We start from the raw sequence: 24,798 nt of genomic DNA on the forward strand, positions 1-24,798 counted from the left end.
TAGTATAGCAGGGAGAAGGAGGGGGATACCAATAGAAACTATGACGTTTTCTTGACAGGCTTTGGTGAAAGGAGGCAGGCTGCCACTCCGATTACCGGAAAGACTAAAGAGATTAGAAGAATTTCCTGATAGCCTCCAAAAAGATCATAAGCAATTCCAAACGGGAGAGGACCAAAGGCAGAGCCGCCTACAGTAACAGTCGCAGCAATACTTTTGATGCTGCCAATATGTTTCCTTCCAAAATAATCAGGAAAAACAATAGAAATACAAATCCGTTCGACTCCTCCTGTGAATCCCCACATCAGTCCAAATATAACAGCCATTGCAAACGAATTAGTGAAATAGAGAATGATAATAAAAATGAACTGACCTACGAAAACGAGGGCAAATATATAGTGGACTTTTACCTTCTCTAAAACGAATCCGGCAAGCATTGTTACGGGAAAACCTACTGCAGCCATTAAGCTGAGAACAAAGGCAGCTGTTCCAATTCCAAGACCGGAGCTTGAAACAATGGATACAAGATGAAAGGTCAGTCCGGTGTTTATCATTGAAGGAATACCCAGGCACAGAAGAAGCAGCCAGAATTGGCGTGTGCGTGCAGCTTCCCGAAGCGTCCAGGAAATATCCTTTTTTCTAACATCGGAACTGTCAATATCTGTGTTGTTACTTGCATTATCAGGAAGCAGTCCTATATCTTCGGGTTTATTTCTCATGAAAAAATAAACGAGAGGAACGAAGATTAATAAAATGGTTACTCCGAGAATACGCCAGGTTATTTCCCAGCCGAACTCTGTTATTAACCAGGCGTTTAAAGGCGGATAAAGAACAGAGCTGGCAAACCCTCCCAGCATCATAAAACTGAAGGCACGCCCTCTCCGCATAATAAACCATTGAGGTATCAAAGTATTGGGGACTAGAGTCATAGAGCCCTGCCCCAGAAAACGAATTAGGAAAAATCCGATGAACAGCATCCAGGGGCTGATGACGTAACTATTCCATATACAGGCAGCTGCAAGCAGAATACTTACGATTAATGAAACATTTCTCTGGCCAAATCGATCAATGCTGTTTCCTACAAAAAACAGCAGTAACCCTGCAGATAGTGTGGCGCCGGAATATATACCGGATACGAGCGATCTTTCCCATCCAAAGTCGGATATGTAAAAATCAATAAACACAGAGTTAGAATATGTTTGTCCGGGTCCTGAAAAGAATAGACTGAGAGCTCCTAAAGCTACTATGTACCATCCGTAATAAATACCTCCGCTTTTTTCGTTAGTTGACATCGCAGCAACTCCTTTTAACAATAGGATTACTATCCTACATTGTAGCAGATAATTCGTGGTGCTAAATATTTTATTAATACTGTTTATATTACTTCCTGTCCGTTTAGGTTAAACTAGAAGCAGGAGGGATCTGCATGGATTATATAGCCAAACACCCTTATTATAAAGTGGAAAGAGAAGTAACCGCTATCGAACAAAAAAATATTGAATATGATCGAATGCTTTATCTTTATGAAGATAAAATAAAGACTTACAGAAGGGAATTCCCGGCAGAACAGGTCTTTGACATATCTTACAGAGAGGTTACCTCAGGTGAAGCGATTCTTTATCTTCACACAAGCAGAGGAGTTTTTTCCTATCCAACTAAAGAAGATCCAACGGATTTTATTTCGGCGTTCAAAGAGTTGGAAAAACGGGTACTTGAAAGAGAGGCCCGAAAATACGATTAGATTCCTGCAGAATTGACTATACTATATTATAATAGGAGTGACTGAAATGAACTACAGAGATCTTGGATCGACCGGCATGAAAATAAGCGAAATCAGCTTTGGTACTTGGGCAATTGGGGGTTCATGGGGCAACTCAAATGATACAGAAGCAGTTAAAGGTCTGGAGAGAGCTGTTTCTGAAGGAGTGAATTTTTTCGATACAGCTGATGTTTACGGGGACGGTCACGCAGAAGAGCTGCTCGGCCGGACTGTGAAGCCTCAGGACGCATATATTGCCAGTAAATTCTGCCGCAGCGGGGACATACATGACCCACAGACGTATTCTGAGAATAATGTAAGAAGTTACCTGGAAGCCACTCTGCGCCGTTTAAAACGTGACGAACTGGACCTCTATCAGATTCACTGCCCTCCAAAGGAGATAATAGAAAATGCAGACGTATTTGCAGTTTTAGATAAACTGAAACAAGAAGGGAAAATCAAGCACTATGGTGTGAGCGTGGAAACAGTTGAGGAAGGACTGCTTTGTCTTGAGTATCCTGGAGTGAGCACTCTGCAGGTTATTTATAACATTTTCCGGCAGAAGCCGGCACAGGAATTGTTCCCTCAGGCAGTGGAAAAGAACGTCGGAATATTAGCGCGCGTACCTTTGGCAAGCGGACTGCTTACGGGGAAATTTAAAGAAAATCATCAATTTGAAAATGATGACCACCGCAATTTTAATGCTGACGGTGAACACTTTAATGTTGGAGAGACATTTGGAGGAATTCCCTTTTCTACGGGTGTAGCTTTGAGCAGGGAACTGGACTGGATCAGTGAAGGCAGAGGCAGTATGACGCGTGCATCGCTCAAATGGGTTCTGGAGCACGAAGCAGTATCAGCTGTCATTCCCGGTTTTAAAAGGGAAGAGCAGGTCTCAGACAGCATCGAAGCTGTAAACGTAAAAGGTTTCAGAACTGAAGAAATGGAAAGACTGGAGCAGTTTTACGACCGGCAGGTTCACGACGTGATCCGCGGAGCTTATTAAACGGTTTTTGTATAAATATTAACTGCTCCTCTCTAAAAAGAAGACCCCCGCTTAAACAAAAGCGGGGGTCTTCTTTTTAGAAGTTTTAAAAACACCTGAAAGTCTTTTCCGCATAGCGGAAGCGGAGATTTACCTATAGCAGCAGGACTGAATGCTGTAAAAGCTTTATTTAAAGAAATCCTACTTTAAAGCTTCAAGTTCTTCCTGAAGGAACAGCATAAGTTCTTCAATAATTTCAGATGAAAAATCGAATTTAATACCGGCAGCGTCATAAACGTCCGGAAGAGGGACAGAAGATCCTAATTTCAAAGCTGAAGTGAAATTTTCAAGAGCCTTTTCTGGATCCTTCCGATACTGCTTATACACCTGCAGAGCACCAATTTGTGCAATGACGTACTCAATGAAATAAAAAGGCACTTCAAATATGTGAAGGATGCGCAGCCAGGAAATTTCCTGCCAATTCTCCAAACCTTCCCAGTTCACATGTCCGGCATCATAATATTCCTGCAGAGCACGGAATTTTTGTTTTCTCTCGTTTTCAGAGTGGTGTGGATTCTCATATATCCAGTGCTGAAATTGATCAATGACGACTCCCAGCGGAAGAAAATCTATTATGTCCTGAAGGTGATTACGCTTCGCCTGTTTTAGAGATTCACCGTCTTCATAAAAATAATTCCAATGATCCATTGTTAACAATTCCATAGACATACTTGCCAGCTCAGCAGATTCCATAGGTGTTTCTTTATAATCAGCAAGTTTAAAATGCTGAGTGAAATCGTTATGAATACAGTGGCCCATTTCATGCAGAAGAGTGACGACATCGTCGTGGGTTTGGGAGGCATTCATAAAAATAAAAGAAGTTCCTGTAACCGGAAGAGGAGTGCAAAAACCGCCTGGAGATTTCCCTTTTCTCGCGGTCAGATCAAGCATCCCTTTTTCGTCCATAATACGAAGCAATTCGGCAAAGCGGCCATCAAGTTTATCAAAAATTTCACCTGCTTTGGAAACGAGTGCATCACGTGTCTCAAATGGCATAAGTGTTTTTTCAGAAGCAGGTGTCCCTTTTCGATCCCATGGTCTGTAATCTTCCACGTTAAGTTTTTCATGATGTTGTCTTTGAAGCTCGGTTTTCAGCGGTGTAACATATTTTTTAACCGAGTCTGCGAGTCTGGCACAGTCATTTGGAGTGTAATCAAAGCGTTCATATTTTTTAAACATGTAATCTCTGTAATTTGCGGTATTTGCGTTTGCTGCTTTTTTCTCACGAAGTCGAATTAATTTACTCATTATGTCCTGCAGGTCATTCTCTTTTTCGTGAAACGCTTCAAACATAAGAGTCATTGCTTTTTTGCGGGTTTCCCTATTTTTATCTTCCATATAAGGAGAAAGTTCGCTTAAAGATTTTTCATCTCCATTCCATTTCACTGTCAGACTTCCTGTGATTTCAAAATAATCTGTTGTCAGTTTATCTTCTTCTACTTCAAGGTCTACATTTTCCTTACGAAATAATTCTTTGGCGTTCCTTTTGGAGTTCACCAGCTGAGCGTATTCCCGTGTTGGAAGCTGCTCAGCAAAAGGAGAGTCAAGAAATTTTTCATCGAGCTGTGCAGTGTAGGTTTTTATCAATGGTTCAATATGTATCTGGTCATATTCAACCTGCTTTTTTGCCTCGACTGAATCACTGTGACATTGAAAATCAATGTAATGACCGGACAAACCTTCTTCCAATTCCTCCTGAAGACGTGACAGTCGAATGAGCCAGTCTTCCAATTGCCTCACAGAGTTAATTTCTTCGTGCAGCAGCTTCTCGTATGCTGCTTTAATTTCATTAATATTTTGAAAATCAATTGTTTCCTGATAAAACGAATTCATATGTATTTCCCTCCTTAATTTTACTGTACAGGAAGAGCTGTTAAAAATAAATAGCATGAAGCATTTTATGTAAAAAATTGGATTCTATATTGCGTTTTATCTGTCATTTACTTTATTTCAAAGGATCCTAGTTGATCCACACAGGTTATTCGACTCAGCAGATAACAAAATTTAAGTATGCAAAGTAAAAAAAAAGTGGTTTGAGAAAATACAATCTCAAACCACTCTTTTAAAATTCTTTTATTATGGTGTATCAACAATAGTTACTTCAAGGCTTCGTCGTCCGAAATCAATTGCGTCACTTCGTTCAGGCATGAAGAGATCAATTTTATTTCCGTTGATTGCTCCACCAGTGTCGCCAGCTACAGCTGTTCCGTAACCTTCAACATGAACAGTGGATCCGAGTGGAATGACGTCCGGGTCTACTGCAATAACTTTTTGATTCGGATTGCTTCGAAGATCGATGCCGGTAGCAGTTACACCGGAACATCCGTTACAGAATGCCGTATAAGCAGTTGCTTCAACATTGATTGTTTCTCCATCTACATCGCTGGTAGACTGTGTGTCTTCTTCAGCGGCTTCCTGGGCAGCAGCCTCTTCTTCAGCGGCTTCCTGAGCAGCCTCTTCTTCAGCAGCTTCCTGGGCAGCCTCTTCTTCAGCGGCTTCCTGGGCAGCAGCCTCTTCTTCAGCAGCTTCCTGGGCAGCAGCCTCTTCTTCAGCGGCTTCCTGGGCAGCAGCCTCTTCTTCAGCGGCTTCCTGGGCAGCAGCCTCTTCTTCAGCGGCTTCCTGGGCAGCAGCCTCTTCTTCAGCGGCTTCATCGGAAGAGGACTCTTCTTCAGCAGCTTCATCGGATGAAGACTCTTCTTCAGAGGCCTCTTCGGATGAAGAAGAGTCGGAAGATTCTTGAACCGGCTCGGAATCATCAGAGCTTGCTGCGTCAGCAGAGTAGTAAAGCTGTGCGTACATTTCAGCACCAGCTACGCCGCTTTCGCCGTCAATGTTATGCTCTTCCTGAAAATCTGCGACGGCTTCCTCAGTGATTGGACCATATATGCCGTCTACTTTGTAATCATAAAGGCCAAGGAATGCAAGCTTTTCCTGGAGCTCTTCTACGAGAAAACCAGTGTCTCCCTTAGAAAGTTCAGAAACTGCACCTGCTGTTTGAACTCCGGCAAGACCATCTACAAGAAGATCGTTATCTTCCTGGAAAGATCGAACAGCTTCTGTTGTGCTTGAAGTATAAGTGGAACCTGTATCTTCATCCAGGTAATCCTGATCAGCAAGTAGTTCGTTCAATTCTGCTACATGAGAATGACTTTTACCTTCAAACAGTAAATCTTCACCAAACTCAGTTCCTTCGTCCGCGCTTGCAGCGTTTCCGCCTGCAAAAAGAATGGAACCTGCTACTGCTGCTGAAATACCTAGTGATTTAAATGAATATTTTTTCATGGTTATAAAAACCTCCTATTTACATTTGTTGCTCTTTACTCAACGAGGCCTATCGTATCAGCCTGCACGTAAAGGAGCAAGAGGTTTTCATGTTATTTAATATACTGATATTACATTGTCACAGTTTGAAACATTCCTGTTATATATTAGAGATTGTTACAGATTTCGTAAAGTGTTGGTAAATTCCGGTTTGAGGATGGACATTTCTGTCAAACTCCAAAATGTTCCTTCTACGAAACGGTAGTCCCTTAACACTCCTTCGACCTTGAAACCGAATTGTTCGTATATCCTTTTGGCACGTATGTTGTTATTGAAAACACCTAATGCAACTCTGTGTAAATGAAGCTCCTCAAAAGCAATACACAGTAACTTATGTAATATTATAGGAGTATATCCCTGCCCGCGGAATGATGGTTCTACAAATAATTTTCCAATCCTAGCAGAGCGGTGAGAGAAGTCTATTTTTCTGAGTGCAGCGTGTCCGCAGGGGATATGATTTTCATCCATTGCCATATAAATCCGGGCATCTTTTTCTGAGTTGTATTCCAGAAGTTGACGGTCAGTAAGAGGAAAGGTAAAGGTGGTCCCGGACCAGCGGATCATTTCTTCGGAACTTGTTTCGTTAATCCATGTTTTTAATACTGAAAAATGTTCCTGATTAAAGGGGGTTAAATATATCATGGAATCTCCTTATCTGCTACTGGTTTAATACATAAATCGTACCTTCAGGCTGGTTGCTGCAACTGGAAACATCGTTTCTGACAATGACAGGATTTGGAATTGAACCCGTTACTTCCAAACTTCCTTCTACGCACAATTTCCCAGCATCCCAGCGTATATTAGATGCCACGTTCCCGTTTATAACTGCATCTCCCTGTATATAGAACTGCGAGCCTCTTTGGAAATCAAGGTTTCCATTGAAGTAGGCATTTCCCGCAACCTGAAGCTGAGGACTTTGTCTTAAAATAGTGTCCCCGTTTACGGTAAGGTTATTGCCAATTTGAATAGAAGGAGCGTTCTCCGTGCTCAAGCCATTATTAAATTCAGCATCATTTTGTACGGTAAGGCGGGAATCGAGGAGCATTCTGGTATAGCCCTCGACAATTAAATTGTTCGTTTCCACAGCGGCATTATTCTCCAAAGTTAAATTTTCATTTACAATAAGCGGGCCCTGCGTTTCGATCCTTCCATTTGTGAACATATGCAGGTTATTTCCGATCCAAATATACTCAGATGCTGTTAAAAGCGGAGCATTATACATTATTAAATTATTCCGAAACATAACGCCTCCGTCAACTTCCAATGAAAATGGAGAATCTCCATGGAATGTGGATGGATTATTGAAATATAAATTTCCGTCTGAATGAATATTTCTCGTACAGACTTCCCATGAATTAACGTCGTTTTGCCCATATACAGCATTTCCTGAGGAAGTGCAGTTATTTGTCTGGCGGCTGTAGACAACTTCAGATATACTCCGGATTTCATCCTCTCCTGGATAAGACAGGTCTTCTTCCTGAGGCGGGGGAGGGTTATCATTCCCATTATTACCAGCAGCCATCACAAATTCTTCGGAGAAATCCCCAAGAGTCTGCAGAGTCGTTTCCATTTCATGTTCATAGGAACCATTTATAAGCATTGAAGTTATGTGGGAACTTTCTTCTGTAAAGGTGACTGAATTGCCGGGTGTCACCATCTCACTATTCACTGAAAGGCCGGAAAGAGTAATATCTGGATGTGTAATCAATCTGCCATCGGCGCTGTTTCCTTCGTACAACCGCCGGTCCTGGGAATAGAAAAATGCGGATTCATTCTCGTGTAAAGATCGAAGTTCTGCTGAAAGAACGATACCCTCCTGCACGAGCCGCACTCGTTCCTCTGATCGTTCCTGAAAAGTGAAGCTGTTGAATATAAACATATAGGCTGCCGCGCCGACAAAAGAGAGAAGCACCATAGCTGCCAGAAGTTCAAGTAAAGTGACACCGCGCTGATTAGAAAGAATTGTCATAAGGCGTTCCTTTCCATATGTAAAATAGTATAATTAAATGGACGAATGAATGTGGAGGAATGCTGATAATGAAAAACAAAATTTTTAACGAAGAGGGAGTTACCCTGCTGGAACTATTGGCTTCTTTAGTCATTTTAACATTAATAGGATTTACATTCGTTTCTTTTTTTACACAATCGATGCTGTTTACAGAGCGCACAGAAGATAACCTCGATTATATAAATATAAATCAGCAGCTTCTGAATGAGGCAGTGGAGGAACTTCAAAACTATGAAGAGCCGGTAATGGAAAGCAGTTTCAGCGGAGAACAGAATGACTTTTTTCACTTCATAGAATCAGAAGACGGCATTGGTTATTTCGTTGAAACGAACAGCGGCAACTATGTATACCCGGACATTTCTGTCCAGTCTATTGAGCAGCTGGCATTAGAGGAAGGACGTGCAGGTATAAACGCTTATCACGTTACGGTAGTGCTACTTGATGAAAGCATGGAAATAATTAGTGAAAGATACCGGCTGATTTACGAGCAGGAACTTCAGGAGGGAGAGGGCAGTCAATGAAATACATAAAAAGTGACAAAGGGTATGCACTGCTTCTCGTTCTTTTAACAATAGTAATCACTGGAATGCTGGCAGTCCCGATTATTAATAACGCATTAAACAGTGCCTCTCAAGCGAGCGTTTTAGAAGAAGAGATCAAAGTGGATGAATTGATAGATTATGGAAAGAAATATTTCCGTCAGCGTGTAATGATCGCTCTGGAAGAGAAGTTGTCAGAAAGAGAGGGAGAAAGTCAGGCGCCACCTTTAACAGGCAGTTCTTTGGAGGAAGCGATACCTGAAAGGATTCTGCTGGATCATTTTTCAGGTTTTGAAGAAAGTCGAGACCAAGTAAGTATAGAAAACATTCAAATTTCAGAAGAAGAACAGATAGTTCTTACTTATTTCGTTTCTGCACGCAGCGGCAGTACCGAAGATAATAAGTCAGAGTCTTTAAGGCTGCGTCGTGTGGAAAATGGTGACGGTGGAGAACCGCAGGGCGTTTACGAAGTATATCTAAGAAACACTAATCCACAGGCTTTTGCCGCCAACGGAACTTACTATGAGGACAGAATTAATTATGATGCGACTTCCTCGAGAACTGTTGAAGGAAACCAGTACTATAATTCCCGTCTGACCCTTGAAAATAACACGGGTCGAATAAGGGTAAGTGGTGACTTTTACGCAGCAGACGAAGTCAGGATAAGGAGAAATGCATCACTTATTGTAGATGGCTACTTTTATCTTAAACAAGAAGGCGCTGTTCAGTCGCAGAATTCCACTGACAGTTTAATTATCGTTGAGAAAGACTTTTTAGCCGGGGAATTCGACCTGCAGAATCAGACAAGAATGTGTGTTAAAGGTTCCGTTTATCAAGTGGGGGAAGACAATGCAATAAACAAAAAGTATGCTCCTGCAGAAAACGCGCTTCTACAGGATACTTCTGATATGCTGCATAGAGTGAGCTCATGCGGGGAAAACAGTATTTCAGAATGGGAGCAGGGGAAAGTTAATTATGCTGGAGAAGATTTTACTGCGCGCGAAAGGTCGGGAACAACTTGGGAAATCAGCACCCTGCAAGATAATCAATAAGTGACCGAAGAATCCCGGCATATAAAAGTTGAGGGAAAGTTCCTCACTTGGTATGATAGACAGCGGAATAAACGTAAACGAAAAAGGATGTGTCAGCATGATTCAAAGAAAATCACAGAGAGAGATAGAATTGATGAAAGAAGCAGGAATTCTCGTAGCAAGTATTCATAAGAAAATAGCAGGAATGATTGAACCGGGAATATCTACTAAAGAAATCGATAACTTTGTTGAAAAAACACTTGAAAAATACGGTGCCAAAGCGGCTCAAAAAGGATATCAGGGCTATAAATTTGCTACTTGCGCTTCCGTAAATGACGAAATATGCCATGGTTTTCCCCGCAAAGAAAAGTTGGAAGAGGGGGATATCGTTACGATGGATTTCGTTGTCGATTTGAACGGAGGACTTGCTGATTCAGCTTGGACTTACGAAGTTGGAAGCGTTTCTGAAGAAGCTAAAAAGTTAAATCAAGTAACGAAAGAAGCTCTTTATAAAGGGATTGAACAGGCGAAGCACGGGAATCGAATTGGGGATATTGGCGCAGCTATCCAGAACTATGTTGAGCCTTTTGGATATGGGATTGTAAGAGATTTTGCGGGACATGGTATAGGTCCGACTATTCATGAAGAACCGAATATTCCTCACTATGGGAAAGCAGGGAAAGGTCCTCGTCTAAAAGAGGGGACAGTAATAACGATCGAGCCAATGATTAATACAGGCGGCTGGCAGTCAAAGATGGACAATAACGGCTGGACAGCAAGAACGAAAGATGGCTCCCTTTCTTCCCAGTATGAACATACTCTCGTTATTCAGAATGGAGAGCCTATCATAACGACGGAACAGAATCGTGAAGATCTGCTCGACTTATAGTTATACTCTTTTAAAGAAGGGCTTAATTTAAAGCCGTCTAAAAATAAACTAAAAAAATGCTGCTTTCGGAGGCGTCAGCCGGTTTCTGCTTCGTTTTCCCTTCAAAAAAAATACAAGTAATGCTGTTTTATTCCATAAAAACAGCACCAGGGCATAGATAGATACGGAAGGCGGGCAGATCTTCCCGGACGTAAGATTTGAATGGTTATTACTGGTACTATAAGAAATTGATAGTAAAAACAGTGGTTTTTTCTTCACGTAGTTGAAACCGCTGTTTTTTTCGTTATAATTTTTATTGAAAGCAGGGTATTTATTAATATTATTCGAATACATTGTAAAGGGGGTTATGCTGTGGCTTCTGGAAATGAGTATATGAAATATATAGGTGAAAAAATCAGCTCAATGAAATATGTGCTCGCAGAAGAAATCAGTTTAAAATTTCAAAGTTTTCACGAAATTAATTTTAATAAAATGCCGGAAACGGAAATTAAAGAACATATTGCTGAACTCGTTGAGCAATTTGCAGACGGTTTTATTACAGCTGATGTCGAAAAAGGAAAAGCGGAAGTTCATAAATGGGGGAGAGGTTTTGGCGAAAAGGCAGCCATACTGAACCTTTCGCCCGACAAAGCGATGCTGGTCGTTCCAATATTAAGAAAAGTGGTTTATAAACATATGCGAAAAGAATTTACTGAAGGTAAACAAACATTTTCCCAGTATTATGAAATTGCTGATACAATTAATCCGTTAATTGATCAGGCTATCTATTCCTTTACCCAGGCCTATGTGGAAAAGAACGAAAAAAATTACCAGGAAGCAAAAGATGAAATATCAGAGCTGTCTGTACCTGTCGTTCCGATTACTAGGGAAGTTGCCATTCTACCTGTCATTGGCAGCGTGGATTCAAAAAGGGCCGAACTTCTGTTAACTCAGGCATTATCAAAAGGAAATGAACTGAAGCTGTCCACACTAATTGTCGATCTGTCCGGTGTGCAGATGATTGATACGTATGTAGCTCAAAATCTATTCCAATTAAATGATGCGCTTCGGGTTATTGGAATCAGGGTTATTTTTTCAGGTCTCCGCCCTGAACTTGCCCAGACAGTAGTCAACCTGGGAATTTCTTTCGAAAATATGACAGTAGTCAACTCCCTGCCCCAGGCTTTGGCAGAAACTGGATTGGCAGTAGGCGAGGACAAAAGACGATAGGATAAAGGAAAGGAGAAGCTGCACAATGGAATTTAAAAAGTATGAATACGCCACTGGACTTCTCAACCATATTGGATCGTTTTTAGAGGAACAGGAAGTTCAGCACAATCTTCCGCTCGGAGTTCTAAAGCAGCTTTCAAAAGAAGAAGAAGCGGGGCAGTACTCACAGCCTTTTATCGCAACTGCGGAAAAAGACAATAAACCTTATGCTATTTTTATTCAGACTCCTCCACGCAAAATGATTGTATGCGGCAGGTCAGAAGCGATGGATGAAGCAGCCGCCTGGCTGCTTAAAGAGAAGCAGCAGCTTTCGGGTATCATTGGTTGTGAAAAGGTCGTTACCGCGTTTGCAGAAGCGTGGGAAAAATTGACGTCGAAAAAAGCAGTTCTCGTAAAAAAACAGTTTATATATGAACTGAATCATGTGAAGAACTGGGAACAGCCGCCGGGTAAATTAACATTTGCGAGCGAGGACGATGCGGCCCTGGTGATGGATTGGACAGAATCTTTTGCTATGGGATCGCTCAGAGAGGAAGACCTATTAATATTAGAAAAAAATGTATTAAACCAGATTAAGCATAACCAGGTTTTTCTTTGGAGGGACGACAATTATACTCCGGTTTCCATGGCAAAAAGAGCGAGGGAACTTACAAATGGAGTTGTAGTAAATTATGTTTATACTCCGGAAGAATACGAAAAGCACGGTTTTGCAACCGCATGTGTCGGTGCTCTGGCGGAAAGGCTTCTCGATGAGGGGTTTAAGTTCTGCACTGTAAACACTAATGTAGAAAACGAAGCTTCGAACACAATTTACCAGAAGCTTGGATTCACTGTTGCTGGTAAATCGTTAGAGTATGAGTTTATTTCACATGATAGTTAAAGATGGAACTTAGTCTGGTAAAACTTCCAAGAGGCCGCATATAGAAATAAGGACCCGGGCTCAAAGAGCTTCCGGTTCCTTATTGTGAGAAATTTTGAAAACAATTAGAGATAAAATGCAGAAGCCGGGGAAAAGAGATTCAGTGTCATCTGATTTACTGAGTATTTCCCGTATTAAAGGTCTGATTGCCTGCTGTTCGCTTCCAGGCTTTTTAATCTTTCTTCGAGCTCTTTCGTTCGTTCTTTTAATGCTTCGTGTTCATCTTTGGACACTAAATTTAAATCCTCAAAAAATGTGCGGAGTCGTTCTTTAGAGTGTCTGTTCCATTCTTCTTCGGTTTCTTCGCCTTTTTTTATTAAAGTCTGATAAAGATCATCTGCTTCTGAAGGAGTGACTTTTCCTTTGGAAATTAATTCATCAAGATATTTTTCAACTTTCTCTTTACTCGAAACAGCAGCTCCGAGCCCCAGTAAAATTCCGCTTTTGAATAGATTATTCACTATACATTCCTCCAGTTAATAAGTATTTTCTTTGAATTTCGACACCCATCTGGCATGTCGGTATAAAACGAAAACTGCAGTGATCATTGTTGCTCCGGCAAAGGATGCAGCGGTATATAAGAGCAGTAAATGCTCTATCCACACCCCTATAAAAAGAAAGGGCATAGCGCTGAATGTAAGAATTCCCAACCCTGTGTATCCCAATAAGTAGCGGTGGTGGTTAAACTGCCGGAGCTGCTTTCTTTCATCCGACCGCCGCTGATAATTTGGTGATTCGAGCCATTCTGTCATATTACGTGGGAGAGAGAGAAGAGGTTTCAAAGTATCTTTTAAGACCTGGGACTGAATACTTCCCTGCTGTTCATCGGCTTCGTCCAGCCATTCCTTAACGACAGGTTTTCCCAGTTCGATAAAGTCAATGTCCGGATCCACGATCGTAAGTACGCCGAGACCGATCGAAGCAGCGCGTCCGAGAAAAGCAAACTCGGAAGGAAGCTGGATAGGCTGTTCACGAACGATTTTCTGCATATCCTCAAATATTTCTTCCACAGTTTCCTGGTCAAGCTGAGAGAGATCAGAGGATAGATACATATTCACATAATTTCGAAGTACTTGTTCCAGAAGTGATTTATTGGCATGGGGCAGTAGAAAGCCAAGGTGCTGAAGCTCGGAAATGACCAGCTGGTAATCGTCAAGCACAAAGCCTTGTATCATGCGCCTTATACTTGCAGAGTCCTGGCCGGTTATATAGCCTACCATACCGAAGTCCAGAATAGCGAGTGTCCCATCTTTCTGAACTAAAATATTGCCCTGGTGCGGGTCAGCGTGAAAACGTCCCTGATCCAGCAGCTGATCGACGAAGAACTGGAATATTTTAGCGGCTGTTTCTTTGCGGTTGATGCCATTTTCGCGCATATAGGAAAGGTCAGTCACTTTTCTTCCTTCTATCCATTCCATAACCAGCACTCTTCTTGTACAGTACTCTTCATAAAATTGAGGGATGTAGTAAGCAGAACTGCCGGAAAAACGCCGCTGAAAATTTTGGGCGTTTCTCATTTCTTTGCCATAATCCAGCTCGTCACCAATTACCTGGACAACTTCCTTATATAAGGAAGCTGTATTAATTTCTTTACCTAATTTAGTGAAATTTTTTGTGATCCAGAGGACAATTTTTAAAGATTTAAAATCAGTCTTTATAATTCTGTCAACTTTTGCCCTCTGTATTTTAATCGCTACTTCCTGCCCATTATGAAGCTTTCCTTTGTAAACTTCTCCTATAGAAGCAGAAGCAACCGGCCGGTCACTGATCTCAGCTAAACGGTTATCGAGAGGCTGGCCCCATTCATTTTCGAGTATTTCTTTGGATACTTCTGAGGGGACAGGGGGGACCTGGTCGATAAGATCTGCAAGTTCTTTAATGAATACATCAGGCATAATATCAGCCCGTGTACTTAGAAACTGACCAACTTTAATCATCAAGCCCTCTAAATGAAGAGCTTTTTCACGGTATTCCTTAGCCTGGCTCTGGACGAGTTTTTCCCATTTATCCTGGGTATGGGAATCCCAGTCAGGGTGGCGTTTATTAAAAATATAAAGCTGAAGAACAAATTTAAGAAACATAATGACCGTAACGATAATTCGGTAAAAAGAATTATTTTTCACTCCACTCCTCCTGACTCGCATTGTAGTGCTTTCCCCATTATAATACCTTAAAGATTAAAAATATATGTAATAGACCTGCGATTAATATATTTATAGCATATTGCAGCTGACTTTTCAGAGGAGGTGCTTGACTGAGGGTCTCCTAATTCGAATAACATAATGTATTACTAAAGCAGGTTTCGTTTTCGGGATTATGCTGTTAAAAGGAAATATGTGCGCAGACGTAAAAAAGTAAGAACACGTGAATCGGCTGTTAACAGTCATTTGAAGCTATGTTCAAAAGCAGATTCAAACAGGAAAGCGCCATGACGAAAAATCGTCATGGCGCTTTTGACAATGCTTTTCAAGAGTCCTATTACACTCTACAATTCAAATGACTCTTTATTTCTCAGGAACGAAAGTTTTTTTCGCAATAGTTTTACCGTATAAAAGGGTTAGAACAAATGGAATAACAATAGCTATAACCATACCGATAATAAATGGAATCCATGATTCAGGCACAATGGAGAGAATCCCTGGAAGTCCACCTACGCCTATGGAAGTAGCAAGTACACCATTTATTGCTATAAATGTACCAGCAAGCGATGCTCCGATAATGGCACATATAAATGGGAATTTAAAGCGGATATTTACACCGAACATAGCTGGTTCCGTAACACCAAGATAGGCAGAAACAGCTGACGTTCCAGAAAGTCCTTTTACATTTTCACTGCGGCTCACAAAAATCATCGCCAGAGCTGCCGACCCCTGTGCAATATTGGAAAGAGCAAGAATTGGCCACAGGAACGTTCCGTTTCCGGAGCCTGTCAGCTGTAAATCCACTGCGAGAAAGGCATGGTGCATACCTGTTACAACGAGTGGAGCATACAGAAGTCCGTAAACTAAGCCGCCAAGAGCTGGAAGAACATCAAACATCCAGATAAATATGTCAGTAATTCCGTTTCCAAGAGCAAAAGTAATTGGTCCGATGATAACAAAGGTTAACAGTCCTGTAACGAGAAGAGCTACGGGAGCTACAATCAGGAGCTGAATAGAATCCGGAACTCTTTCACGAAGCCAGAGTTCAATTTTAGCCAGGAGAAAGGATGCAACGAGTACAGGAAGGACCTGCCCCTGATAACCGATAGCCTCCACATCATAGCCGAACAAATTCCAGACTGGAACTTCTCCTGCTTCCTGAGCGTCAGCATATCCCCAGGCGTTTAAAAGATCCGGGTGAACAAGAATTAAACCTAGGACAATACCGAGAAGATCACTGCCCCCAAAGCGTTTCACAGCTGACCAGCCAATTAAAGCAGGTAAAAAGGCGAATGCGGCGCTGGCTATAATGTTGATCATTTCAGCCAGACCAGCCCACTGCGGATAAGCTTCTACTATGGATTCTTCAAAGAAAATTCCTGGTCCCGTAAGGACATTGTTAAGACCGAGAAGCAGCCCGGCCGTTACGATAGCCGGTAAAATGGGAATGAACACATCTGCGAGAAGTTTGACTGCTCGCTGAAGGGGATTCATTTTTTGGGAAGAAGCTGATTTCACATCGGATTTCGATGATTCACCTATGTCGGTAAGCTCCACAATATCCCGGTAAACCTGATCGACTGTTCCCTGACCGATAATAACCTGAAACTGCCCATTCGTTGAGAAAGACCCTTTAACAAGGTCAATCGCTTCGAGCTTATCTGTGTCAACGAGACTTTCATCTTTTAGAGCAAAGCGCAGTCTTGTCACACAATGGGTAGCTTTATCGACGTTTTCTTCGCCGCCGATGGCTTCAAGAATTTCACGAACCTGCTGTTCATATTTTGCCATTTGGATACCCTCCTAAACCGTTTTCACAAAAAACAAACTTGTATATACAACATTTCTACAAATCCAATTATAAGTTGTATATACAAGTTTTGCAACCGTTTTATTTTAATAGTTTACTTAAACGATTCACCTTCATTTACTTCCAATGATTATAATTCAATTGAGGAAGATTTTGAGTGTTTTTTGATGATGAAAAGTAATCAATCTCTGAAGAAAAGCAGGAAAACCCTTTCGTTTGGAAAGAGCTTTCCAGTCACAGAACTTCTTAACTTATTTCTGAGTTAAGTCGGTTTGCCTGTAAAAGTAACATTCATTGCTGCAAGCCTGCGTATGAACAATAAAGCAAAGAGCAGGAAAGTAGTAAATCCTATCCAGTAAGAAAGGATACGGAGTACGTTAGCCCCCCATGGAGCTAAAGAGGATAAAAGAAGTCCGCCGAACAAGGAAATAAGAACGGTCAATAACACCATAAATATGGGGTTTAAACTTTTAAATACTAAAAACTCCCCATTGTGTTCTATTTTATTGTTTCGATAGAGGAGACTTCCACCCCATAGACTGAGTGTGGTAAACACTATAGCTGCAAAAATTCCTACTACTTCTCCCATTTCCCCAATGGCATAATATACTGGAGTAATATATTCCACCCAACGGGGTTGAGAGCCGATGCTGAATAAGAAAAAGTCATGGACTCTCATAAATTCCTGAATCAAAATGAGAATCATCTGCGGAAGAAAACCTAAAATAAAAGTGAGGAAAATCTGGGAAATCATTTCCCCGGTTATTGTGCCGATCAACAGGGCAAAAGTATAGAAAAATATATATCCTAACAGAGGTCCCCAAAATATCTCCAAGGAAGTAACGAGATTGAGACCGCTGTTAAAATCCGACTGCTGAACAATAAAATAAGCAGGCACGAAGTTTATAATAAAGAAGACAGTAATGATAACGGTGCCAAGTGCCCATTTAGCGAGGAAAAGAGTTTCCCTCTTAAATGGGAGAGAGAAGGTAAAATCATTTCTCCTCGTATTACGTTCGAGGCCGATCAATAACACGGCGAGCATAACAATGGCTATCGTTACAAAAATAGTAAACATGCCTTCTGAAAAAATCTGCAGAATATCCCATGCCTGGATTTCATAAACGTATTCCTCGGCCTGATCAGCCTGAGCTGCTCTTTCCTTCCAGGATTCGATAGATAAAATAGCCTGGATAGGCATTTGAAGGATAAAAAGAGCAAGCATCATCCAGATGATCATTTTCGCTTGTTTATAATTTTGAAACCACAGAGCTTTTTCAAACATCATCGCTTCCCCCCAGTTTAGCTATAAAATAATCTTCGAGTGATAGGGATAGTTCTTCGTAAAGAAGAGGGGAGTGACTTTTGATTAATTCTTCTGTTGAATGGTCACTTTTATCTATCAGCACAGTATAAACCCTGCCGGTTTGATCGAGAAGATAGACCTTATCCTTTATTATTTCCGGCATAGATTCTTCAAAAGCGAGCTGAGCCTTTTTATATTCCAGTTTCATTATATCCAGTTCATAATGACTGTCTACCCGTCCATCTTTTATCAGAATGACATCATTGACCATGTATTCCAGTTCATCCAGACGATGGGATGAAATGATGACAGCAATATCTTTTTGTGAAACTTCCTCAACGAGAATCTGCAGAACCTGTTTTTTAATAATTACATCGAGGCCGTCTGTAGGCTCGTCCAGTAAAATATATTTTGCGTTGGTAGAAAAGGCAGCTATGAGAATAAAAAGTGCCTTCTGGCCCTTGGAGTAGTTTCCTATTTTTGAAATTGGCTCCAGTCTAAACCTGTGCATGAGAGAGTGCATATATTCTTCATCGAATTTAGGATAAATATGTTTGTATAGATAGATGAGTTCTTTTGTGCTGTAATTCTTCAAGGCTTCCGAGGAATCCGGGACGAAAATAATCTGTTCTTTCAGACCAGGCTTTTTGAAAATACTAAAACCATCAATGAGAACATCACCGTGGGTAGGTTTGAGAATCCCGGCCATTGTCCTTAACAATGTCGTTTTTCCTGCTCCATTTCTTCCTACGATTCCGATAATGTTACCTGTGAGAGCATCAAAGTCTATATCGGATAAGATGGCCTGATGATGGATATATTTAGAAATGTGTTTAACTCTCATGAAGATCTGTCCTCCATTTCAGCAAAGCACTGTTCTGTCCATTCCAGGAGGCGCTGTTTACTTATGCCTGCATAATGGCAGTCAATTACAAGCTGGCGCACCTGGCTTTGGATTTTTTTCTCCTTTTCCGGAAGGGGGGTTAAAGGGAAATCTTCAGCAATAAAAGTACCTTTTCCACGTATGGTAACTATTATTCCTGAACGCTCCAGTTCCTGATAAGCTTTATTGACAGTGTTCGGGTTAATGACCATTTGAGAAGACAAATCTCTAATAGACGGCAGCTTCTCGCCGGGCCGAAGCAGTCCTGTTAAGCACATATCCTTTATTTGATAAATGATCTGTTCATACAAAGGAGTACTGCTTTTCGTATCAATTCGAAAAAACATTGCAAGTTGCTCCTTCCGAGTGTATTATCTGCACTAGTACAGACCAAACATAAACTGGAATTTCAGGCTTGTCAATTAAAATTTGTACTTTATGGAACACGAAAACCAGCGGGAATTATTCACATAGCAGGAGGGAGTAAGAACATGAAAAAAGTGCTGATACTTGGCGGTACACGTTTTTTCGGTAAAAGACTAGCTGAAAAACTCGAAGAATTAGGCTGTGACATCACTATAGCAACGAGGGGAAATGCGGATACCAGTTTCTTGAAAAACGGCCGTCACTTGGAAATTGACCGTTTCAATAGAAAATCCCTGGAAAAAGCAGCTCAGGAAAAATGGGATGTTATATATGACCAAATCTGTTTCAGCTCTGAAGATGCGCTGAATGCAGCAGAAATATTTAAAGACAGAGTGAATAAATATATTTTTACATCTACATTATCGGTCTATGATATAAACGAAAAAGAAGAAAAATACGAACACGATTTTGACCCGTGGAAGTATCCTCTTAAACGTGGAAGAAGGGAGGATTTTTCCTATGGTGAAGGTAAAAGGCAGGCCGAGGCACTATTCTTTCAGAAGGCCTCCTTTCCTGTAACTGCCGTACGCCCGCCGATTGTACTGGGGGAAGATGATTACACAGAGCGGCTTCATAAACTGGTAAGGAAGGTATTGAAAAATGAAGCAATCGGCATTGACCAGCTGGATAACAAACTCTCTTTTGTCGACTCTGATGATTTGGCTTCTTTTCTTCTCTGGTGCGGAGAACAAAAAATTGAAGGACCAGTAAATGCATCCGCCCCAGATCAAATTTCTCACCAGAAAATGATAAAGGAGATCGAGAGGGCGGCAGGAAAAGAAGCTATCCTCGTTTCATCTTCAGAAGCAGAAGCTTCGCCAATGAATTTTGCGGAGTCTATTTATCAAAATACAGATCGTGTCGAACAATTCGGATATTATTTCCGTCCGCTGAGCAGCTGGTTTAGACCGCTTGTCGAACTGATTGTGGAAAAAGAGAAGCAGGAAATGTCAGAGAATTAGGCTGTTGTCAGCCTTTGTAGTAGTTCCAGCTGGGATTGCAGGAGAGGTTTTAATTACATTATAAAAAAATAAAAAAATCAAGCGGATGCTCATTCCCAGGCATCCGCTTGATTTTTTTTATAGATCATTTTTTTCGTTTGTATATTTTTCTTCGTTAGCACTGTTCTTATATTCTGCCTGTTCTGTGTTTTCAATAAATGCAGGGGGGCCTGCTTTAGCTCCCCATACAAAAACTAGAACAACACATATGACAAGAACGATCAGAGGAGCTGCGAAAATCAAAAATTCTGTCATACCCATGTAATAACCTCCTTCAATTTAACGGCGTCCTTCTACGTATTCAGCGTCAAACAGAAACAGCCGCATCAGCAGATATAAGGAAGGAATAAGCAGAAACAACCCTGCTATAAAAGCAATGATAAGAGCCGCAGCCATTGCCTCATTCGTAAATCCGTCATAAATTGTTAAGTGCGGATAAAGCAGATAAGGAAGATGGGAAGCACCGTAAGCAAAAAATGCTGCGAAATATTGTATCATTACCATAATAAAAGCGATGCCGAGATTTTTCTTTTTCCAAATAAGCCATGCTGCGGTCAGGAAAGCCATAAAAGAAATGCCAAACATCCACCAATATTCCAGCATACTGGCAAAATGTTCAGGATTCCGCTGTTCAAGCAGTGCGAAGACAATGATTCCCATGATAATAGAAGGGAAGGCCCATGTGAGTGCGTACTTGCGCAGCAGAGAAAAAGCTTCGTTGTCTTTTGCCCTGGCGGCATAATAAGTTAAAAAGGCTGCGGATATAAAGAGTACACTTACGACTGCCAGAATAACGACTCCCCAGGAATACAGACTGCTGAATAATTCTCCATATAATAAACTTACATTCCCATCATCAACGGATATATATCCTCCTTCTGAAATTGTCAAAACAGTTGTCAGAGAAGCAGGAATTAAAAGCCCTGTTGCACCATAAAGAAAGCTGTAAAAATTGCTTTCCTTTGCACCATAAGTTGCAAAAGCATAGTAGGATCCCCTTATAGCGAGGAGAATAATAGCTACACTCCCGGGTATCAAAAGGGCAGTTCCATAATAATAGGCCGTATCAGGAAAGAAACCGACAATTCCGATAAAGAAAAAGACGAGAAATACGTTTGTAACTTCCCATACAGGAGAAAGGTAACGCTGAATAATCGAATGGATGACGCTTTCCTTGTTTTTACGCTTCGAGTAATAGCTGAAGAAACCGGCTCCGAAATCAACAGAAGCGACAATCAGATAACCGTATAAAAACAGCCATAAAACTGTGATACCTACTACTTCATACGTCATTGTGGCACTCCTTCCCAGGAATAAATAAATTATTAAACTTCATAGTTATTAATCCCCCGCTTGTACATTTCTCTTTCGACCGGGTTACTTCTAAACATTTTGCGGAGAACGCCCGCACAGGTGACGCCCAGTACTGTGTACAGCAAAGCGAAAAGAATGAGCATTAAACCGACATGCTCGGAGCTCGTGGCTCCTTCAGAAGTCCTCATAATTCCGTTTAAAATCCAAGGCTGTCGACCGACTTCAGTAAAGATCCATCCTGATTCCATAGCAAGTATGGAAAGTGGTCCTCCTGCAGCAATCATCATAAGCAGAGGCTTATTAAAAGCGTTCCACTTCTTCGTCCAATTGAGAAATACAAAAAGCGTGCTGACGAAGGCAAGGTACATGCCTATAAAGACCATCGTATCAAAAAAGTAATGAATAAAAAGAGGCGGCAGAACATCGTCCTCAAATTCATTCAGCCCTACAACTTCCGTATCCGGTGAAAATCCGGACAAAATACTTAAAGCATATGGAAGCTCCAGTGCATATTTCACTTCATTATCTTCTGTCAGGTAGCCGCCGAGAATAAGCGGGGCACCTCTTTCAGTTTCAAAGTGCCACTCTGCAGCAGCGAGTTTTTCAGGCTGATATTCGTGAAGGTATTTACCTGACAGGTCACCAATAACAGCGGTGCCTACGGCAAATACAGCCGCCGCCACCATCGTCATATGCAGAGCTTTCCGGTGATAGACGGATTTATTTCCTTTTAATATTTTTACAGCTGCAATTGTTGCCAGTACGAAAGCTGACGTCAAATAGCAGATAATAATAACATGGGATATTTTAGTAGGTGTAGCAGGATTAAACATGGCTTCAATTGGATTAACGTTTGTTACGATTCCATCTACGATTTCAAAGCCCTGTGGGACGTTCATAAAAGCATTCACTGTTGTAATAAAGAAAGCGCTCGCCGTAGCTCCTATAACAATAGGAATTAACAGCAGGAAATGCTTCATTTTAGTTTTAAACCGATCCCACGTGTAAAGGTAAATACCGAGGAAAATCGCTTCAAAGAAAAAGGCAAATGTCTCCATAAACATCGGCAGACCTATCGTATGGCCGGCTGCCTGCATGAAGTTCGGCCACAGCAGACTGAGCTGAAGGCCGATAGCTGTACCGGTGACAACCCCAATAGCGACAGTAATAACAAATCCTCGCGCCCAGCGTCTTGCAAGCAGAGTGTAATGAGGATCTTTTCTTTTCATTCCCATCCATTCAGCTATAGCAATCATCATAGGTATTCCAACACCAATAGTAGCAAAGATCGCATGAAAGCCCAGCGTTAAATAAGTTAATATTCTGCTCAAGAGGACCGGATCATTATCGAACAGCATATATTCTCCCCCTCAATTTTATTGATAAATGTAGTCGCAAAAGTACACTAACGGTATAATAATAAATATCAGCACTTACGTTTATAGGGGATAACCCCTATATTATGTGAATTTGTGAGCAAATATTGAACATGCACCTATTGTGCAGGGAGGTTTAAATATGAAAGTGCTTATTGGAATGGAACATGAACTTACAACGTATGGATTAATTCAATTAATTAAAGATCTAAGACCGGTTGAATATATTGTAACAGCAAAGAATGGAGAAGAGGTATTAAAAAACCTCCGTCGATATTCCTTTGATTTACTCATTATTCAAGAAGCACTTCCCGGAGCAATCAGTATCAAATCGCTGCTGAATTCGGTGGAAGAAAAGACTATCACGACTTTAATTTGTGATGATCCGGTGTGTGAAAACAGTGCCGGGGCAGACGCCGTTATTTTTGAAAAGCTGCCTCTGGATGACTGGATGAAAAACCTGGACAGAATTATCCGCGGAGAAAAAATGCAGCAGTCCCCCTCTTTAATCAACGAAGAAACAGAGACACTTACAAGGAGGGAAGAGGAAGTTTATCGTCTTAAAATACAGGGATATTCTGTAAGAGAATCTGCGGGCTTTCTAAATATATCTGAAAAAACCATTGAGAATCATCGCAGAAACATAGCTAAAAAGCTGCAATTGCATTCCAAGAGGGACTGGATAGAAAAAGGAAAAATTCTCGGATTTCTGTGAATGAGAAAATGCCATTTTACAGAAATGGAATTTCCCATCTAGAAAGGTGGTATGAATGATTTTCAAGAAGGGATTTTCTTTATTAGATCGCAGATACTTCTCTATCTTTTTACCATAAGCTGGAGTTGAGATGGGGCGACTCCGGGGCGATGTGAAGGACGAGTCGAAGATTCATTCCGCCCGACCACAGGGAGGACGGAATCAGCTGAGGCCGGTCCTGCGTCCCCATGGAAACGAAAGCGCCCGTTCATCGCTTATCTACTTTACTTTCAAGGTAGGCAAATAAAAAAAGCGGCCTCCGGTAATGGGCCGCTTCAGAGCATAAATAAATTCTCTTTTTGGGATGTTTTCGATACTTTTATTTAAACAGCAGCTATCTATTTCCAGCGATCATAAGCTCCGTTTTCTTAAAAAGGAAGTTATCCTTTTTCAACAATCCCTACGCGTTTTCGGTAAAAAGCCTTGTTTAATAAGTTCTCATAAGCAAAAAAAGCAGTGTTTCCAGTGGATATTTGTGTGCCTTCTTCGGGCAGGTAGTCTATCTCACTTGCTATTTCTCCTCCTGCGGGACCTTCCGGCAGATAGGTAGGACAGAATATGGTCCATTCTAATCCTGATTTTTCAAGTAAGGAATAAACAGCTTCATGTTCTTCAGCAGCAGCGGTCATTTTTCGTTTTGATTCTTTTGCTTTATAACGAAGAGTTTCAGGCTGGGAGCGGGCCTGAAGTATTCCAGCGGTTCCAATTGTCACAAGTCTTGTTATATTTTTCTTTTTCATTTCTTTAATTATCAAAGGCACACCTTTACTTAATGTATCTGTTTTATCCGTGGACAGGGCACTGAATACTAAATCAGTATCATCATGAATAATTTTCTTTATGTCTTCCTCGTTTTTTGCGTCCCCGGTAATGAAGGTAAAATTACGGTCATTTTGTATGGAAAGAGGCAGATTTTTTTGATTTCTAATTAGTGCTGTTATATGATGGCCTTCAGCCAAAGCCCGTTCAGTAAAAATCCTGCCTACTCTTCCGGTAGATCCAAACAGCGCGATTTTCATGTTACACCCTCCTTATTATAATATACAGTGATATCTTCCCTAAACAAAGCT

24 protein-coding genes are annotated in these 24,798 nt (G+C 41.2%); 9 read left to right on the top strand and 15 right to left on the bottom strand.

From position 1 onward, the window contains the following. Window positions 1-38 precede the first annotated feature (38 nt). Window positions 39-1,289 (bottom strand): MFS transporter, encoded by a 1,251-nt coding sequence (locus FTX54_RS06235; RefSeq protein ID WP_147803083.1) that lies wholly within the window; start codon window positions 1,287-1,289, stop codon window positions 39-41. 134 nt (window positions 1,290-1,423) lie between these two features. On the opposite strand from FTX54_RS06235, the gene FTX54_RS06240 reads away from it, so the two are divergent. Further along, the gene (locus FTX54_RS06240; RefSeq protein WP_147803082.1) at window positions 1,424-1,738 is read left to right on the top strand and encodes a hypothetical protein; all 315 of its coding nucleotides are present in this window, start codon (window positions 1,424-1,426) and stop codon (window positions 1,736-1,738) included. A gap of 46 nt (window positions 1,739-1,784) precedes the next feature. Then, a complete protein-coding gene (locus FTX54_RS06245; protein ID WP_147803081.1) occupies window positions 1,785-2,762 on the top strand; it encodes an aldo/keto reductase in 978 nt (325 codons plus the stop codon). 180 nt (window positions 2,763-2,942) lie between these two features. Here the strand turns inward: FTX54_RS06245 and FTX54_RS06250 are convergent, their stop codons facing one another. The 4 genes from FTX54_RS06250 to FTX54_RS06265 form a co-directional block, all read right to left on the bottom strand. Beyond that, the gene (locus FTX54_RS06250; RefSeq protein ID WP_147803080.1) at window positions 2,943-4,634 is read right to left on the bottom strand and encodes a M3 family oligoendopeptidase; all 1,692 of its coding nucleotides are present in this window, start codon (window positions 4,632-4,634) and stop codon (window positions 2,943-2,945) included. Window positions 4,635-4,877: 243 nt separating this feature from the next. Continuing rightward, complete coding sequence (locus tag FTX54_RS06255) at window positions 4,878-6,083, bottom strand: peptidoglycan-binding protein (RefSeq protein ID WP_338485650.1); 1,206 nt, start codon at window positions 6,081-6,083, stop codon at window positions 4,878-4,880. Between the two features lie 156 nt (window positions 6,084-6,239). Then, a complete protein-coding gene (locus FTX54_RS06260) occupies window positions 6,240-6,764 on the bottom strand; it encodes a GNAT family N-acetyltransferase (RefSeq protein ID WP_147803078.1) in 525 nt (174 codons plus the stop codon). A 16-nt stretch (window positions 6,765-6,780) separates the two neighbouring features. Continuing rightward, the gene (locus FTX54_RS06265) at window positions 6,781-8,091 is read right to left on the bottom strand and encodes a PulJ/GspJ family protein (RefSeq protein ID WP_147803077.1); all 1,311 of its coding nucleotides are present in this window, start codon (window positions 8,089-8,091) and stop codon (window positions 6,781-6,783) included. A gap of 68 nt (window positions 8,092-8,159) precedes the next feature. On the opposite strand from FTX54_RS06265, the gene FTX54_RS06270 reads away from it, so the two are divergent. The 5 genes from FTX54_RS06270 to FTX54_RS06290 all read left to right on the top strand — a co-directional run bounded on the left by FTX54_RS06270 (window position 8,160) and on the right by FTX54_RS06290 (window position 12,678). Then, complete coding sequence (locus FTX54_RS06270) at window positions 8,160-8,651, top strand: PulJ/GspJ family protein (protein WP_147803076.1); 492 nt, start codon at window positions 8,160-8,162, stop codon at window positions 8,649-8,651. Continuing rightward, window positions 8,648-9,721, top strand: a complete 1,074-nt coding sequence (locus FTX54_RS06275; protein ID WP_147803075.1) for a hypothetical protein — start codon at window positions 8,648-8,650, stop codon at window positions 9,719-9,721. Before FTX54_RS06270 ends, FTX54_RS06275 begins: the two co-directional genes overlap by 4 nt. Before the next feature lie 97 nt (window positions 9,722-9,818). After that, window positions 9,819-10,589: a type I methionyl aminopeptidase gene (gene map / locus FTX54_RS06280; protein ID WP_147803074.1), complete on the top strand. Its 771-nt coding sequence runs from the start codon at window positions 9,819-9,821 to the stop codon at window positions 10,587-10,589. Between the two features lie 351 nt (window positions 10,590-10,940). After that, window positions 10,941-11,798, top strand: a complete 858-nt coding sequence (locus tag FTX54_RS06285) for an STAS domain-containing protein (RefSeq protein ID WP_147803073.1) — start codon at window positions 10,941-10,943, stop codon at window positions 11,796-11,798. A gap of 25 nt (window positions 11,799-11,823) precedes the next feature. Continuing rightward, complete coding sequence (locus FTX54_RS06290; protein ID WP_147803072.1) at window positions 11,824-12,678, top strand: GNAT family N-acetyltransferase; 855 nt, start codon at window positions 11,824-11,826, stop codon at window positions 12,676-12,678. 173 nt (window positions 12,679-12,851) lie between these two features. On the opposite strand, the gene FTX54_RS06295 is transcribed toward FTX54_RS06290, so the two are convergent. From FTX54_RS06295 to FTX54_RS06320, 6 genes are all read right to left on the bottom strand, one after another. Then, the gene (locus FTX54_RS06295) at window positions 12,852-13,178 is read right to left on the bottom strand and encodes a phasin family protein (protein ID WP_147803071.1); all 327 of its coding nucleotides are present in this window, start codon (window positions 13,176-13,178) and stop codon (window positions 12,852-12,854) included. 15 nt (window positions 13,179-13,193) lie between these two features. After that, window positions 13,194-14,840 carry an ABC1 kinase family protein gene (locus FTX54_RS06300; protein WP_187254482.1) on the bottom strand — a complete coding sequence of 549 codons (1,647 nt, stop codon included), beginning with the start codon at window positions 14,838-14,840 and terminating at the stop codon, window positions 13,194-13,196. 381 nt (window positions 14,841-15,221) lie between these two features. Continuing rightward, window positions 15,222-16,649, bottom strand: coding sequence for a PTS system trehalose-specific EIIBC component (gene treP, locus FTX54_RS06305; RefSeq protein ID WP_147803069.1), 1,428 nt, complete (start codon window positions 16,647-16,649; stop codon window positions 15,222-15,224). Window positions 16,650-16,930: 281 nt separating this feature from the next. Further along, window positions 16,931-17,956: a hypothetical protein gene (locus FTX54_RS06310; protein WP_147803068.1), complete on the bottom strand. Its 1,026-nt coding sequence runs from the start codon at window positions 17,954-17,956 to the stop codon at window positions 16,931-16,933. Further along, window positions 17,946-18,818 (bottom strand): ABC transporter ATP-binding protein, encoded by an 873-nt coding sequence (locus tag FTX54_RS06315; RefSeq protein ID WP_147803067.1) that lies wholly within the window; start codon window positions 18,816-18,818, stop codon window positions 17,946-17,948. Before FTX54_RS06315 ends, FTX54_RS06310 begins: the two co-directional genes overlap by 11 nt. Further along, window positions 18,815-19,204: a GntR family transcriptional regulator gene (locus FTX54_RS06320; protein ID WP_147803066.1), complete on the bottom strand. Its 390-nt coding sequence runs from the start codon at window positions 19,202-19,204 to the stop codon at window positions 18,815-18,817. The genes FTX54_RS06315 and FTX54_RS06320 overlap by 4 nt, the downstream gene beginning before the upstream one ends. A gap of 144 nt (window positions 19,205-19,348) precedes the next feature. Here FTX54_RS06320 and FTX54_RS06325 point away from each other — a divergent pair, with 144 nt between their 5' ends. Next, window positions 19,349-20,245, top strand: coding sequence for an NAD-dependent epimerase/dehydratase family protein (locus FTX54_RS06325; protein ID WP_147803065.1), 897 nt, complete (start codon window positions 19,349-19,351; stop codon window positions 20,243-20,245). A 117-nt stretch (window positions 20,246-20,362) separates the two neighbouring features. Here the strand turns inward: FTX54_RS06325 and cydS are convergent, their stop codons facing one another. From cydS to FTX54_RS06340, 3 genes are read right to left on the bottom strand one after another with little or no spacing between them, the layout of a single operon-like run. Next, window positions 20,363-20,545: a cytochrome bd oxidase small subunit CydS gene (gene cydS, locus FTX54_RS06330; protein ID WP_147803064.1), complete on the bottom strand. Its 183-nt coding sequence runs from the start codon at window positions 20,543-20,545 to the stop codon at window positions 20,363-20,365. Window positions 20,546-20,563: 18 nt separating this feature from the next. Further along, window positions 20,564-21,577 carry a cytochrome d ubiquinol oxidase subunit II gene (locus FTX54_RS06335; protein ID WP_147803063.1) on the bottom strand — a complete coding sequence of 338 codons (1,014 nt, stop codon included), beginning with the start codon at window positions 21,575-21,577 and terminating at the stop codon, window positions 20,564-20,566. Window positions 21,578-21,609: 32 nt separating this feature from the next. Continuing rightward, entirely contained in the window at window positions 21,610-22,953 is a 1,344-nt protein-coding gene (locus FTX54_RS06340) for a cytochrome ubiquinol oxidase subunit I (protein ID WP_147803145.1), read from the bottom strand. Window positions 22,954-23,116: 163 nt separating this feature from the next. Here FTX54_RS06340 and FTX54_RS06345 point away from each other — a divergent pair, with 163 nt between their 5' ends. Next, a complete protein-coding gene (locus tag FTX54_RS06345; protein ID WP_147803062.1) occupies window positions 23,117-23,689 on the top strand; it encodes a response regulator transcription factor in 573 nt (190 codons plus the stop codon). Window positions 23,690-24,108: 419 nt separating this feature from the next. Here the strand turns inward: FTX54_RS06345 and FTX54_RS06350 are convergent, their stop codons facing one another. Then, a complete protein-coding gene (locus FTX54_RS06350; RefSeq protein WP_147803061.1) occupies window positions 24,109-24,747 on the bottom strand; it encodes an NAD(P)-dependent oxidoreductase in 639 nt (212 codons plus the stop codon). Window positions 24,748-24,798 lie beyond the last annotated feature (51 nt).

It is taken from the genome of Alkalicoccus halolimnae, from assembly GCF_008014775.2.
Taxonomy (GTDB): Bacteria; Bacillota; Bacilli; order Bacillales; family Salisediminibacteriaceae; genus Alkalicoccus; species Alkalicoccus halolimnae.